Source organism: Pantoea sp. Ae19-2 (assembly GCF_059801205.1).
On the sequence record NZ_JBCHWE010000001.1, the window covers coordinates 2,012,468 to 2,027,074 of the forward strand.

The window sequence follows — 14,607 nt, forward strand, 5'->3', positions numbered from 1 at the left end:
AGCCGCCTGGCCGCATGTCGCGGCCAGGCAAGCCGCTTGTTTCAGGAAAAAATTAGCCCGCCATCAACATTAACGGTTTGTCCGGTAATGTAGCGCGCATCATCCGATGCCAGAAAGGCGACCAGCCCGGCAACGTCCTGTGGCTGCCCGGCCCGTTTAAGGGGAATGTTCTCTACCCATTCCGCCATCAGCTCGCCTTTACCATAGGTTTTTTGTTGCGTGCTCAGAATTTCGCCCCAGACGCGATCGTTGTAATCCCACATTTCGCTTTCGATGATGCCAGGGCAAAACGCATTAACCGTGATATTCCAGCGGGCCAGCTCCAGCGCCAGACTTTGCGTAATGCCAATGACGCCCATTTTGCTGGCAGCATAGTGCGGCGTGTAGATAAATCCTTTACGACCCTGCCCTGAAGACGTGTTAATCAGGCTGCCGCCGTTTTGCTGCACCATGTATTTAGCGGCTTCACGACAGCACAGCCAGACGCCCGTGGTGTTCACCGCCAGCACGCGTTCGAAATCGCTTTTGGGCATATTCCCGAAGGTATCAATCGTGATAATGCCCGCGTTCTGAACCGAAACGTCAATGCGGCCAAAGCGCTCAAATGCCTGCTGATACACCTGCTGCACGTCGTTCTCATCGGTTACATCCGCCTGCAGGGCCAGAATCGCGTTGGCGATGGGCCGCAGGCTGTCCGCCGTAGCAAAAACACGTTCAGAATTGGATACCATCACCAGGTTTGCGCCGTCCTGGGCAAACCTGGCGGCAATGCCTGCGCCAATACCGCGACAGGCGCCGGTGATGACGACCGTTTTCCCACTAAAATCCCGGTTCATTGTGTTCTCCTGTTATCCATGACGAATGTCAGCATGGGGCACCGCCGGCGGCTGCTTATCATGGCGGCGCAGTAGTATCACTTTGCTTTGTAAACGCTGCTGGAACTGGTCAATCACCACGGCGGTGACAATCACCACGCCCTTGATCACCATCTGCCAGAAATCACTGACGCCCATCATCACCATGCCATCGGCCAGAAAAACAATCACGAAGGCACCGATAATGGAACCGGACACGCGGCCACGGCCGCCTGCCAACGCCGTGCCACCCAGCACCGTGGCACCGATGGCATCCATCTCAAACATGTTGCCTGTCATGGGGTGCGCGGTCTGCAGCTGAGAAGCCACCACCAGCCCAACTAATCCGGCACACAGCCCGGAAAAAGCGTAAACAAACACTTTGACTTTGATGATGGGCACCCCCGCCAGCCGCGCGGCCGACTCATTGCCGCCGGTGGCATAGATATAGCGCCCAAGCGGCGTTTTCCGTGTCAGGTACAGGCCAAGGAGTAAAAAGCCGATCATCAGCCAGATGGGAATAAAAACCCCCAGTACGGTGCCGGAACCCAGCAGTGCGAAACCGGTATTGCCCAGCGCGGGCATGCCAACCAGATTGGCGTAGGTGGCGCCATCGTTAAACAGCAGCGCTGCGCCACGGGCCACATACATCATGCCCAGCGTACAGATAAAAGGGGCAACGCCGAGGCGAGTAATTATCGTGCCGTTGACGATGCCCACCAGCGTGCCAAACAGCGCGACCGTGAGGATCACCTCCGGCACATTAAGAAACAGTCGCGCGCCATTCCACAGCGGCACGCCCGACGTCAGTAACGCGCCCGCCACCATGCCGCAGATCCCGGCGACGGCACCGACAGACAGATCGATACCTCCGGTCAGGATCACCAGGGTCATGCCGATGGCCAGCAGCCCGGTAATCGCCACGTGCTGGGTCATAATCAGCAGGTTCGACGGCGTCAGGAAATTAGGCACCATCACGCTAAAAAAGCCGACCACAATCAGCAGCGCAATAAAGGTACGCGCCTTGAGTAAGTACATGTACAGCAGATATTTTTGATTCATCTTATTCTCCGGCAACCTCAGGCTTGCGGGGTGGATGCACTAATCAGTTTTTCGCGCGTGGCAGCGGCACGGGGCAAATCGGCAGTAATACGGCCATCGGCCATGACCAGAATCCGATCGGCGAGCGCCATGACCTCATCCAGTTCGGACGACGAAAACATCACCGCCAGCCCCTGCTGCGCCAGTTTGCCAATCAGGTGATACACATCGGTTTTGGCCCCGACATCAATGCCGCGGGTGGGCTCATCCAGCAACACCACCGCAGGTCCGGTCATCAGCGCTTTTCCCAGCACCACCTTCTGCTGATTTCCGCCGCTTAATGCGCTGATAGGCAACTCGCTGTCGCTGACTTTAATCGCCAGGTGCTGAATCATTTCATTGACACGCTGCCGTTCTTTGTCAGGGTGCACGATGCCCAGCGCCCGGCGAAAGCCGCGCAGGCTGAGATTCGACAAGGTCATATTGGCGCTAATCGACATCAGCTCGATCACGCCTTCACCTTTACGATCCTCCGGCACCAGCGTGATGCCGCGCTTCAGTCGCTGCTGGAAACTGCAGTTGTCCAGCCGCTGTCCACCTAACTGAATCTCCCCACGCTGACAAGGCAGTAACCCGGTTAATCCCTTAAACAGCTCTGTTCGCCCGGCGCCCAGCAGGCCATAAATACCAATCACTTCGCCTTTGCGCAGGCTGAAACTCACCGCATTGAGCCGGTAGCCACCGTTCTGATGCAGTGCGGTGAGCCCCGCCACCTGCAGCACCGTCTCGCCCTGCGGCGCGGGTTGATAGTCGAAGTGCTTTTTCTTGTCGCCAACCATTTGTTCAATGATCCAGGGCACGCTGACGTCGCGCACCTCACGCGCGGCGATGAAACGCCCGTCCCGGAAAACCGTAATGTGGTCGCCAATCTCCATTAGCTCTTCCAGCCGATGGGAGATATAGATAATGGTGACGCCGCGTCGCTTGAGCTGTTCAATGACGTTGAACAGCACTTTAACTTCCGACTGACTCAGGGCGCTGGTCGGTTCATCCATAATCAGCACGCGCGTATCCTTCGACAGCGCGCGGGCGATCTCGACCAGCTGTTGATGACCAATGCCCAGCGCATCCAGCGCAGCATAGGGATCGACGTCCAGCTCCAGCCGTTCCAGCAGTGCTTTGGCCAGCTGATACTGATACTTTTCGTTGATGACGCCGCGCTGGAAGAACTCATTGGCGATAAAGATGTTGTCCATCACGTTCATATTCGGGAACAGGTTCAGCTCCTGAAAGATAATGCTTATGCCCAATTTTTCGGCCTGTTGGGTGGAGTGAAGCATCACAGGTTTGCCATCCAGCAGAATCTCGCCTGACGATGGGGATTCCACCCCGGCCAGCATCTTCATCATGGTGGATTTGCCGGCACCGTTTTCCCCGATGAGCACATTGACCTTGTTGCGATAAACCCGGTAGTTAACCTGATCCAGGGCGGTCACGCCGGGATAAACCCGCGACAGGCCGCGCGTCTCAATAATGACGTCGTCTTGCTGTTCAGTAACATGCATGATCACCTCCTCACTGACGCGTGATCTGGGCGGGCGTAATATCGGGTAGCGCGTGGGGAATGTCCCAGCTGCTAAAAACGCCGACCACGTCAACCCGGTCGCCCGGTTTTACGGCGGCGTTATGTATCATGGTGACCGCCTGCTGATTGATGGCTTTACCAAAGTCGCTAAACATCACCTGATCGTTAAAATCCTGATAGCTGGCCCCTTTGTAAGCATCCCGCAGCGCCGTCCCACGAATGATGGGCCCGATCTGAATAGTGACAGTGTCACCTGATGCCACTTTAACTTTCATTTTGCCGTTGCGTGAGGTGGTATCCAGCGCCGTGACTTCCCCACTCACGCTGACGCTGAATATGCAGGGATTCTCACTCTGCGCCCGGTAGCCCAGGGCGCGACAGGCGCTGTCCAGATCCTTCTCTGACTGCAGGCGCTGAGTGAGCTCGCCCAACGGCTTTGCCTGCGCCACGATCTGTGGCACCAGCTTCTGCTGCCAGAGTTGCCCGATATTGGCCATGTGAGGATTCGGGGGATTCTTGAGGTCGGCCAGTTCCTGCTGCGACACAATACGACAGCTACCCAGTGCTATCACGATCGGTATCAGCCAGAGTCGGTTGTACATGACATTCTCCCTGGCGCCCGTCAGTACGGGCGCGACAACAATGGATTACGACTTGTAGTTAAAGTCCTGTACGTTTTTTGCATTGTCCGGTGTGATCAAAATGCCGCGAAACATCACGCGCTGCTTCTCAGGCTTCACGCCTTTCTGAATGTAATTATCAAGATCGGTTACGCCCTGAGCGGCAATGGCCTGCGCCTGGAGCATCACGGTGGCTTTTAACGTTCCGGCCTGCACCGCATCGCGTTCATCGTTACTGCCATCAATGCCGACGACCACGACATCATTGCGTCCGGCTGCTTTCAGGGCGGCAATGGCGCCTAACGCCACCGGGCCGTTACCACAGATAACGCCTTTTACATCCGGGTGAGCCTGCAGAATACTGTCCATGATGCGCTTGCCGTCGATCAACGTGCCTTTGGCATCCTGACGCGCGACGCTTTGCATATCCGGATACTGTTCCAGCACCTGATGGAAGGATTTCGAACGGGTGACGCAGTTATTGTCGGCGAGGTTGCAGGTCAGCTCGGCGTATTTCCCTTTCTCTCCCATTTTCTCAACAAACACGTTGGCCACATCAGAGCCCGCCTGGAAGTTATTGTGGGTAATCTGTTCCAGCGCCACGTCATCTACCGGAATTTCACGGTTGATCAGCACCACCGGAATACCGGCCTGTTTGGCTTTTTGGATGGCCGCCACGCTGGCCGTGGAATCCGCGTTGTCCAGGATAATGCCCTGCACTTTTTTGCCGATAGCCGCATCAATCAGCTCGTTCTGCTTCTTAACGTCTTCACCGTGAGAGAGCACCGAGGTTTTGTAGCCCAGCGCCTGAGCTTTCACGTTGGCGCCCTTGGCCTCCGAGGCGTAATAAGGGTTATCCAGTGAGTTAACCAAAATCATAATGGTGCCTTTCTCAACCGCCAGCGCGGTGTGAGAAAACAAACAGGCCGCAAGCGTGGTGCAGAGCAACGTCGTTTTTTTCATGGTGTGTCTCGCTATTAGGGTGTTGGCAGAGGAAAACGAAGCCTGGCGGTGGCCTTACCAGATGGTAAAGCCACCGTCGATCATCAGGTCGGCCCCGGTAATCATGTCGCTGCCGTTGCTGGCAAAAAACAGCACGGCGGCGGCGATCTCGTCGGTGTAGGCAAAGCGGCCTAACGGGATCAGTTTTTTCATTTCGGTGCCCTTCTCACCGCGCCAGGCTTTTTCCCCCATCGGGGTCAGCACCACAGTGGGCGACAGGGTATTCACGTTAATGCGGTGCGGAGCAAACTCTTTCGCCATCACTTTGGTCATGCCCAGTAACCCGGCTTTGGCGGAGGTATAAGCAACGTGGTTGTCGATGGCGATGGACGCCGCCTGAGAGGCGATATTGATGATCTTGCCGCCGTTGCCCGCCTTGACCATCTGCTTGCCCGCAGCCTGTGAGCACAGAAAAGGCCCGGTCAGGTTCACGGCGATCTGCTTTTGCCACTCGGCAAAATCGGTTTCCAGAACGGGCTGAAGCATCACGTAGCCGGCACAGTTCACCAGAATGTCGATATGACCGTAGTGATCAACAATGGCGTCGAACGCCTGCTCAACGTCGGCAGGATCGGTCACGTCGCAGCAAATAAACTGCACCTGTCCGGCCAGGGCTGCGCGCGCACTGTCGACCTTATCCGCTTCAAAGGGCGGATAAAGCAGCGCCAGGCTCGCCCCTTTCTCCAGCAGCATCTGATTACTGGCCATGGCAATACCGCCCAGCCCGCCCGTCACCACGGCCACTTTGCCGCTCAGATTCGTTGTGGTGTCTACGCCATAGCGCAGGTTAACGTCATATTCACCGCTCATCCGACTGTCCTCTCTGGTATTTTATTTGCCGCATTCATTTTCGAACAAAAATATAAGCTATCGAATTGATAGTTAATGTGGCTAAGATCAAATTTCACAACACTGCGTGCCTGGCGGCGTGATTCGCTTCAAAGCGCGTGATCCCGGTTGCAAACTGCCTGAGTAATATGGATTGTGCTGCTGTCGCGAAGGCGAAAGGAATAAAGCATGGCGCATTTTGACTTTCGAACGAAAATAAACATCTTTTCATGTTGACTCGCAAAGGCGAAATCTGCGGGTTAAACTCTGCGACAACGCGTTATCGCTATAAGCCCGATGCGATTAAAAGAGGGAGCGTTTCGATTGAAAAGCAAGACTGAGCAGCTAGCTGAAATGCAGCAGCGTCGTGACAAGATCCTGGAGATGATTCGGGAGGACGGGACGGTGACGGTGAAAGCGCTGACGAAAACGTTCGGGCTGACCGAGGCCACGCTGCGAACCGACCTGCGGATGTTGCAAAAACAGGGTTTCGTGCAGCGCTACCACGGCGGCGCGACCCTGATGACCGGCAAACAGAATACCGGCCTGCTGCAGCTGGAACGTCAGACCCACATGGAAGAAAAAGACGCGATTGGGCGCCTGGCTGCCCAGCATATCGAAAACGGTGATACGGTGATTTTCGATTCTGGCACCACCACCACGGCTATCGCGGATGCCATCAGCCACATCCGGCGTTTATCGGTAGTGACCACCGCCGTGAATATCGCCCTGAAGTTGGGCGGCGAGCCCGGGATCAATGTGCTGCTGACGGGCGGGACCTTTAAATTTCCGACGCTTTCAACGTCCGGAGACAAGGCCGCCAGCTTCTTTGAAAACGTGCTGTCAGAAAAACTGTTTCTCGCCACCGCCTGTATCTCGCCACGGCTCGGCCTGAGCTTTCCCAGCGAAACCGACATCAAAGTAAAAATGGCGATGATCAAATCCGCCAGCACCGTCTACGTCGTGGCCGACTCCAGCAAGATTGATAAGGTCTCGATGTTTGCGCTGCCCTGCGACTGGAGCCACATCCACTACCTGATTACCGACAGCGGGATCAGCCAGGCGCATATCTCCGCGTTTGAGGCATTGGGCGTTAAGGTGCTGGTTGCGCCCTTACCCGCTCGCCGCGCCCCCTGATGTTAACGCGTGGCCTTGGCAACCTGATTATCACGCCTGGCAAATGGCCGCCTCTGCGCCCAGCCTGACAAGCAGGTCGGCTCGATAGTAGCGAACCACGTCTCCGACGATCAACAACGACGGCGACACCGGTTTATGCTGCGCGATCGTCTCTGGCAGCCCTGCCAGCGTGGTCACTAACACCCGCTGATCCTGGCGCGTGCCGTTTTCGATAATGGCGACCGGCGTATCCTCCCTGCGGCCATACTCACGCAGACGGCTGCTAATGACGCTGCTCCAGCTCAGCCCCATGTAAAACACCAGCGTCTGATTACTGGCTGCCAGCGCGGCGGCATCCAACTGAGGCTCACCGCTGCGCCCGTGTCCGGTAATAAAGCGCAGGGACTGGGCGCAATCCCGGTGCGTCAGCGGAATCCCGCTTGCGGCGGCACAGCCGACGGCAGCCGTAATGCCGGGCACGACCTCACAGACAATGTCAGCCTGCTGCAGGCTCACCATCTCTTCGCCACCGCGACCAAAGATAAAGGGATCGCCGCCTTTCAGGCGCACGACGTTGCGCCCGCTGAGCGCCAGATCCACCAGCAGTTGATTGATCTGCGCCTGTTTCAGGCCGTGGTGACCGGGCCGTTTACCCACGTCGATGCAGAGCGCGCTGTCCGGCACTTCCGCCATGACCGCCTCACTCACCAGGCGATCGTAAACCACCACTTCAGCGCCGTGCAGTAAACGCAGCGCTTTTACCGTCAGCAGGTCGACATCGCCCGGCCCGGCGCCCACTAACCAGACGCGGCCGGGGAGGGACGCGTTTTCGGGCGCCAGCAGTTTATCTAAGGTGTGAATAGCCAGCGTCATAATTCCTCCGGGACAGAGACGGAAAGCAGAAGGTGTTTTAGCTCCGGCAGGCAGGAGCCACAGTTGGTGCCACATTTGAGCGCTTTGCCCAGTGCCTGGGTGCTGTGGCAGCCCTGACGAATAGCATCAAGAATCGTTTGTTCGCCCACGCCATAGCAGCTACAGATAATGCGTCCGGTCGCAGGGGCCTGCGCCGCCTGGCCTGCCAGCAGCGCGTGGCGTTCAGCGGCGTCCGCCGGTGCCTGACGAAAGGCCTGAGCGACCCTGTCGTGCTGGATTTCAGGTAAGCGCTGGTCAGCATAAAAGGCCAGCTGCAGTTCACCGTCGCGCCATGCCAGGAGTCGATAGCTGTGGCCGCCATCGCTGGCGGTTTGCAGTTGCAACCCTTCAACGCTGAACTGAGACGCCAGCCAGCGCTGCGGCTGGTCCTCTCCGGCCAGCGCAAAGCGATGCGCGCCTTCATGCGGGGTGCGCGCCCAGTAACGCAGCCCGGCCGGTGGCGCACTGTTTCTCTGCCAGAGCCAGCCCTGCCAGCGGGGTTGTAATAACTGAATTCGCACCGCTGTCTGTTTAAAGGCGGGCTGAGCCGAAACCGGGCAGCGGGTCGCGGCCACTAAACCCCCGACGTTACCCTGCAGGCTGAACTGGCGGTTCCAGTGCATCGGCACAAACAGCTCCCCGCGCCGCAGACCGCTGTCCAGCGTCACGCGCACCACCATCCATCCCCATTCAGACTGCACGCGCGCCAGCGCGCCGGCAAACAGGCCATAACGGCGCGCCTCTTCCGGATGCAAGGCGGCAAAAGGTTCGTCACAGTGCTGCATCAGGCGAGGCACCAGGCCGGTGCGCGTCATGGTGTGCCACTGATCGCGTACGCGCCCGCTGTTCATCAATAAGGGATAACGAGCACTGCGCTCTAAAGGCGGCGGCGTGGCCGGTGGCAGCAGCCGTGCCTTGCCATCGGGATGATAAAAACGCCGGTCGCTGAACAGCCGGGCACAGCCTTGTGGGTGACGGGCATTGACGGGCCACTGAACAGGCGTCAGCGCATCCCACTCGGCATCGCTGAGCTGTGCCAGGCCGCTGATATCAAAAGCGCGTTCGCCCGCGTTCTCAAAGCCGGACAGCGCCGCATGCTCGCGGAAGATCGCCGCCGGATGGGTCCAGTTAAATGCCTGACCGAACCCCAGCCGCTGCGCCACCTGCGCCAGCAGCCACCAGTCGGGTTTGGCTTCCCCGGCGGGCGCAACAAACGCACGCTGACGGGAAATACGGCGTTCAGAATTGGTCACGGTGCCGTTTTTTTCGCCCCAGCCCTGGGCGGGGAGCAGAATATGGGCAAAGGCTGTGGTATCCGTGTGCGCCAGCACGTCGGAGACGATCACCAGCGGACAGTTGGCCAGCGCCCGGGCCACGCGATTGCCTTCCGGCATTGACACAGCCGGATTGGTGCCCATGATCCAGACGGCTTTAACCTCTCCCCGATCGATGGCGTCAAACAGCGCCACGGCGGTCAGTCCGGGCTGGCGGGCAATGGTCGGGCTGTGCCAGAAACGCTGTAAACGATCGCAGTCCGCTTCGTTAAAACTCATGTGTGCCGCCAGCTGGTTGGCTAAGCCGCCCACTTCACGTCCGCCCATGGCATTGGGCTGGCCGGTGAGTGAAAACGGCCCACAGCCGGGACGGCCTATTTTTCCGCTGAGAAGATGCGCATTAATTATCGCATTGTTATTGTCACTGCCGCTTTGTGACTGGTTGATGCCCATGCACCACAAGGTCAGGACCCGATCACGCTGGGCAAACAGCTGATAAAAGGCCACCACCTGCGCATCGCTGAGATCGCAGTGTTCCGCAACTTCAGCTATGCCCCACTGGCTGGCTGCCTGCAGGGTGGCTTCAACGCCGTCCAGGTGCGGCAGCATTGTCGCCTCAATGCCCTGATTCTGGGCCAGCCAGTGCAGCAGGCCTGAAAACAGAGCCGGATCGCTGCCCGGCCGCACCGCCAGGTGGAGATCGGCGATATCACAGCTGGCGGTGCGGCGCGGATCGATCACCACCACCTGCATCTCCGGCCGCTGCTGTTTCGCCTGTCTGAGTCGCTGAAAGATGACCGGATGGGCCCAGGCCGCGTTGGAGCCGACCATCACAATCAGATCCGCCTGCTCCAGATCCTCATAACAGCAGGGTACCGCATCCGCCCCGAGCGCCCGCTTATAGCCCACCACCGCTGAAGCCATGCAGAGGCGCGAGTTGGTATCGATATTGGCGACGCCAAGAAAGCCTTTCATCAGCTTGTTGGCCACGTAGTAATCTTCCGTGAGCAACTGGCCTGAGCCATAAAAGGCCACGGCCTCAGGGCCGTGCTCTGCGATAATCTTCCGGAGCCCGTCAGCGGCGGCATCCAGCGCCGCCGCCATGCTGACCTGCTGTTGATGAATACAGGGATGCAGCAGGCGTCCCGTCCGGGTCAGTGTTTCCCCCAGCGCGGCCCCTTTAACGCACAGTCGCCCGCCGTTGGCCGGATGCAGCGGATCGCCACTCACCTGTGCAGATTCGCTGTGTTGCAGGGTCACCTCGACGCCACAGCCCACGCCGCAATAGGCACAGGTCGTTTTCATGATGCCTGCGCCATCAGGTTAAGCGGACGGTTAGCGACCCAGACCTGGCCATCCTCCAGCTTCACCGGCCAGCAGCGCAGCTGATACTGCGGATCATCCAGACTTTGGCCATCGCGCAGGCGCACGCGCTGTTTGTAGAGCGGTGAAATAACGACGGGTTCACCGGCCACATCGCCGAGAATGCCCCGCGACAGCACGCTGGCGTCGCTGCCCGGCTCGCGATCTTCCAGTGCATAACAGTCGTCGCCGAAACGGAACAGCGCAATGCGCACGCTGCCGAGGCGCGCACCGATCCCCGCTTCGGCCGGAATGGCATCCAGCGAACAGACTTCGCTCCAGGTTTCGGCGGGCAGGTGCATCAGCGGAATACTGCTGGCGGCGTGCGGCTGACGCTGACCGCGTACGCGCGCATAGTGCAGCGTTTCATCCGGCTGATCGCTGTTCACGGTGGCGGTAAACAGCGCCCGGCGCGATGGCTCTGCCAGCGTGGTCTGCCATTCACACTGATACGTTTCCACAACCTGCTGCATTTCCTGCTCCAGCACTGCGGCAATACCGAGGCTGTCATTGATCACGACGTCGCGCAGGTAATCCAGGCCGCCTTCCATGTTATCCATCCAGACGCTGGTGCGCTGTAAGCGCTCCGCCGTGCGCACGTAGAACATCAGAATGCGATCGACATAGCGGATCAGGGTTTCATCATCCAGATCGCTGGCAAACAGCTCGGCATGGCGCGGTTTCATGCCGCCATTGCCGCACACGTACAGGTTCCAGCCCTTTTCTGTGGCGATCACCCCAATATCTTTGCTCTGCGCTTCCGCACATTCGCGGGTACAACCCGAGACGGCCATTTTGATTTTGTGCGGCGCGCGCAGGCCTTTGTAGCGATTCTCCAGATCGATGGCGAAGGCGGTGGAATCCTGTACGCCGTAGCGACACCAGGTCGAGCCCACACAGGATTTCACCGTACGCAGCGACTTCCCGTAGGCATGGCCGGTTTCAAAGCCTGCTGCCAGCAGGGTTTCCCAGATCTCAGGCAGTTGATCCAGCCGTGCGCCAAACAGGTCGATGCGCTGACCGCCGGTAATCTTGGTGTAGAGATCGTAACGTGCTGCCACTTCGCCAATGGCGATCAGCCCCTGCGGCGTGATCTCCCCGCCCGGCACGCGCGGCACGACGGAATAGGTGCCGTCTTTCTGGATATTGGCAAAGTAGCGATCGTTGGTATCCTGAAGCGGCAGATGGGCCGGTTTCAGCAAATAGTCATTCCAGCACGAGGCCAGCAGAGAACCGACCAGCGGTTTACAAATCTCGCAGCCGCAGCCACGCCCGTGGCGCGCCAGCAGGTCATCGAAGGTTTTGATTTCATGGATGCGGATCAGGTGATAAAGCGCCTGGCGTGAATAGGCAAAATGTTCGCAGATATCTTTTTTTACCTCAACGCCAAGGTTTTCCAGCTGGAACTCCATCACCTGTTTTACCAGTGCCGAGCAGCCGCCACAGCCCGTCGCGGCTTTGGTGCAGCTTTTAATGCTGGCCATATCGCCACAGCCACTCTGCACCGCCTGGCAGATATCGCCTTTGCTGACGTTGTGGCAGGAGCAGATCTGAGCGCTGTCGGGCAGCATGGCAACGCCCAGACCTTTGGCTGGCGCACCCTGCAGCGCAGGCAGAATCAGCCCTTCCGGCGCCTCGGGCAGCGGCGTCGCGTTTAACATCATCTGCAGCAGCGTGGCATAGTCGCTGCTGTCACCGACCAGCACGCCGCCCAGCAACCGCTTACCGTCAGCGCTGACCACAATTTTCTTATAAATGCCTTTCGGACCATCGGCCCAGTAGTAGCTCAGGCTGCCTGCCGTTTTCGCGTGCGCATCACCAAAAGAGGCCACTTCCACGCCCAGCAGCTTCAGTTTGGTGCTCATATCGGCCCCACTGAACCGGGCTGGCTCGGCGGCCAGATGCCCGGCCAGCACGCGCGCCATCTGATAGCCCGGCGCCACCAGGCCAAAAATTTGTCCGTTCCACAGGGCACATTCGCCGATAGCGTAGATATCGTCATCGCTGGTCTGGCAGACGTCATTGATCGTAATGCCGCCGCGTGGGCCAACGCTGATATCGGCGGTGCGGGCCAGCTCGTCACGCGGCCGGATGCCCGCAGAGAACAGCACCAGATCGGTGGCCAGTTCGCCACCATCGGCAAAGTGCAGCACCAGGCTTCCGTCTGGCTGGGTCGCAATCTGTTCAGTCTGCCTGGAGGTGTGAACCGTCACGCCCAGTGAATCAATTTTCTGCCGCAGCATCAGCGCGCCGCCTTCGTCCAGTTGCACGGCCATCAGGCGCGGCGCAAACTCAACGACGTGGGTTTCCAACCCCAACTGCTTCAGCGCATTGGCGGCTTCCAGCCCCAACAGGCCACCGCCGATGACCACACCGCGCTGGCTTTTACCGGCACAGGCGGCGATCGCATCCAGATCGTCCAGCGTGCGGTACACAAAGCAGCGTTCGCCCTCATGTCCCGGCACCGGTGGCACAAACGCGCGCGAACCGGTCGCCAGCACCAGTTTATCCCAGCACAGTGCTTTGCCGTCGCTGTCGTGCAGGCTACGCTGCTGACGATCGATCGCCTCCACCCGACAGCCGCTGCGCAGTTCAATGCCGTGTTGGGCAAAAAAGTCCTCGCCAACCAGCGAGAGCTGCGCGGCCTCTTTGCCGGTGAAGTACTCAGACAGGTGCACGCGATCGTAGGCCGGATGGCGCTCTTCGCCGTACACCACGACGTGATACTGCTGATGCAGATCACGCGCTACCAGCTGTTCCAGAAAATGGTGGCTGACCATGCCGTGACCCACGACGGCTAATACAGGTTTAGAGTGATTCATCACGGGGTTTCCTGCAGCCTGCGGCTGCGTTTCAGGTTCATCAAGGCCAAACAGCGTATTGACAGAAACCTGCCTGGCGTTATGCAGTTGGTTCAGCAACTCGGCACCCTGCTGGCAGTCGCCATACAGCAGCACACCGTTGAGCCGTCCTTGTTTGAGAAAAAGACGTCGATAGTGACCGGAAAGCGGATCGAAACTGGTGACGGAAGGGGCTTCACGGATATCACCCGCGCTGAACAGCGCGATCCCGCTCACCTTAAGACGCGTGCCGGTGGCTTCACTGTAGAAATCAGCCTGAGAACATCCCGCCAGCTGGGCGGCCAGCACCGCCGCCTGCGCCAGGCAAGGCGCAACCAGGCCAAAGGTTTCTCCGCTGATAGCACAGCATTCGCCGACCGCATAAATCCCGGCATGGGCGGTGCGTAACTGCCGATCCACCAGAACGCCGCGCTGACAGGGAATGCCTGAGGCCTGGGCCAGGGCGATGTCTGGCTGCACGCCCGTTGCGATAACGACCTGCGCCGCCGCCAGCTGTCGGCCATCGTTGAGAGTCAGTGACTGCGGGCCGATTTCTGCGACGCTGCAATTCAGTTCACAGCGGATACCGCGTGCGCTGAGCTGGGCAAGCAGTAATTCCCCTGCCATGGCGTCCAGTTGCCGGTCCAGTAAGCGCGACTGACGATGTACCAGCGTGACATCGCGCCCTTGCGCCTGAAGGGCTGCCGCGGCCTCAATGCCCAGAAAACCGCCGCCGGCGACCACGACCGGCCCGCTACCGGCCAGCAGTAAATCCACATCCTCCAGCGTGCGGAAAGCCGTTACGTGCGGCAGATCGATGCCTGCCACCTGCGGCATGCGCGGTTGCGATCCGGTCGCCAGAATCAGACGATCCCAGCGCAGCAGGCGCTGGCAGGTGCGCAACGTGCGCGCCGCCACATCGATCTGCTCAGCCGTTTCCCCGGCCAGCAAGGTGATGCCCTGGCGCGCGTACCAGTCACGATCGTGAATCTGGATTTGCTCCACGGTTTTTTCGCCAGCCAGCAGCGGCGACAACAGCACGCGGTTGTAGTTACCGTGTGGTTCACGACCAATGACCGTAATGTCGTAACGCTCCGGCGCCAGCTGCAACAGCGTTTCCACGGTGTGCATGCCCGCCATCCCGTTACCGACCACCAGCAGCCGTTGTCTCAT

10 protein-coding genes are annotated in these 14,607 nt (G+C 59.1%); 1 reads left to right on the top strand and 9 read right to left on the bottom strand.

Translation table 11 applies throughout. The features are described from left to right. Positions 1 to 41: 41 nt before the first annotated feature. Genes AAIE03_RS09270 through AAIE03_RS09295 form a run of 6 tightly spaced genes read right to left on the bottom strand, consistent with a single transcriptional unit; the run spans position 42 to position 5,912 of the window. Positions 42 to 836, bottom strand: coding sequence for a glucose 1-dehydrogenase (locus AAIE03_RS09270; RefSeq protein WP_013025553.1), 795 nt, complete (start codon positions 834 to 836; stop codon positions 42 to 44). Between the two features lie 12 nt (positions 837 to 848). Continuing rightward, the gene (locus AAIE03_RS09275) at positions 849 to 1,916 is read right to left on the bottom strand and encodes an ABC transporter permease (protein ID WP_029569929.1); all 1,068 of its coding nucleotides are present in this window, start codon (positions 1,914 to 1,916) and stop codon (positions 849 to 851) included. A 17-nt stretch (positions 1,917 to 1,933) separates the two neighbouring features. Then, entirely contained in the window at positions 1,934 to 3,460 is a 1,527-nt protein-coding gene (locus AAIE03_RS09280; RefSeq protein ID WP_014593576.1) for a sugar ABC transporter ATP-binding protein, read from the bottom strand. Between the two features lie 10 nt (positions 3,461 to 3,470). Then, positions 3,471 to 4,082: a DUF2291 family protein gene (locus tag AAIE03_RS09285; protein ID WP_207806300.1), complete on the bottom strand. Its 612-nt coding sequence runs from the start codon at positions 4,080 to 4,082 to the stop codon at positions 3,471 to 3,473. Positions 4,083 to 4,127: 45 nt separating this feature from the next. Beyond that, positions 4,128 to 5,063 (bottom strand): D-ribose ABC transporter substrate-binding protein, encoded by a 936-nt coding sequence (locus AAIE03_RS09290; RefSeq protein ID WP_014593574.1) that lies wholly within the window; start codon positions 5,061 to 5,063, stop codon positions 4,128 to 4,130. Positions 5,064 to 5,117: 54 nt separating this feature from the next. Beyond that, positions 5,118 to 5,912 (bottom strand): GolD/DthD family dehydrogenase, encoded by a 795-nt coding sequence (locus tag AAIE03_RS09295; protein ID WP_014593573.1) that lies wholly within the window; start codon positions 5,910 to 5,912, stop codon positions 5,118 to 5,120. Between the two features lie 342 nt (positions 5,913 to 6,254). On the opposite strand from AAIE03_RS09295, the gene AAIE03_RS09300 reads away from it, so the two are divergent. Continuing rightward, complete coding sequence (locus tag AAIE03_RS09300) at positions 6,255 to 7,067, top strand: DeoR/GlpR family DNA-binding transcription regulator (protein ID WP_013025547.1); 813 nt, start codon at positions 6,255 to 6,257, stop codon at positions 7,065 to 7,067. Positions 7,068 to 7,097: 30 nt separating this feature from the next. On the opposite strand, the gene cobA is transcribed toward AAIE03_RS09300, so the two are convergent. Genes cobA through nirB form a run of 3 tightly spaced genes read right to left on the bottom strand, consistent with a single transcriptional unit; the run spans position 7,098 to position 14,607 of the window. Continuing rightward, positions 7,098 to 7,919, bottom strand: coding sequence for a uroporphyrinogen-III C-methyltransferase (cobA, locus tag AAIE03_RS09305; protein WP_228225238.1), 822 nt, complete (start codon positions 7,917 to 7,919; stop codon positions 7,098 to 7,100). Further along, on the bottom strand, positions 7,916 to 10,537 hold the full coding sequence (locus tag AAIE03_RS09310) for a nitrate reductase (RefSeq protein WP_105082507.1): 2,622 nt from the start codon (positions 10,535 to 10,537) through the stop codon (positions 7,916 to 7,918). The genes cobA and AAIE03_RS09310 overlap by 4 nt, the downstream gene beginning before the upstream one ends. Then, positions 10,534 to 14,607 carry a nitrite reductase large subunit NirB gene (nirB, locus tag AAIE03_RS09315; RefSeq protein ID WP_498562960.1) on the bottom strand — a complete coding sequence of 1,358 codons (4,074 nt, stop codon included), beginning with the start codon at positions 14,605 to 14,607 and terminating at the stop codon, positions 10,534 to 10,536. Before nirB ends, AAIE03_RS09310 begins: the two co-directional genes overlap by 4 nt.

Excerpts from the sequence above, each read along its gene's own strand:
- nirB (WP_498562960.1), bottom strand. The coding sequence starts at position 14,607 with ATGAGACAACGGCTGCTGGTGGTCGGTAACGGGATGGCGGGCATGCAC.
- AAIE03_RS09310 (WP_105082507.1), bottom strand. The coding sequence starts at position 10,537 with ATGAAAACGACCTGTGCCTATTGCGGCGTGGGCTGTGGCGTCGAGGTG.
- AAIE03_RS09280 (WP_014593576.1), bottom strand. The coding sequence starts at position 3,460 with ATGCATGTTACTGAACAGCAAGACGACGTCATTATTGAGACGCGCGGC.
- AAIE03_RS09285 (WP_207806300.1), bottom strand. The coding sequence starts at position 4,082 with ATGTACAACCGACTCTGGCTGATACCGATCGTGATAGCACTGGGTAGC.
- AAIE03_RS09275 (WP_029569929.1), bottom strand. The coding sequence starts at position 1,916 with ATGAATCAAAAATATCTGCTGTACATGTACTTACTCAAGGCGCGTACC.
- AAIE03_RS09270 (WP_013025553.1), bottom strand. The coding sequence starts at position 836 with ATGAACCGGGATTTTAGTGGGAAAACGGTCGTCATCACCGGCGCCTGT.
- AAIE03_RS09290 (WP_014593574.1), bottom strand. The coding sequence starts at position 5,063 with ATGAAAAAAACGACGTTGCTCTGCACCACGCTTGCGGCCTGTTTGTTT.
- AAIE03_RS09295 (WP_014593573.1), bottom strand. The coding sequence starts at position 5,912 with ATGAGCGGTGAATATGACGTTAACCTGCGCTATGGCGTAGACACCACA.
- cobA (WP_228225238.1), bottom strand. The coding sequence starts at position 7,919 with ATGACGCTGGCTATTCACACCTTAGATAAACTGCTGGCGCCCGAAAAC.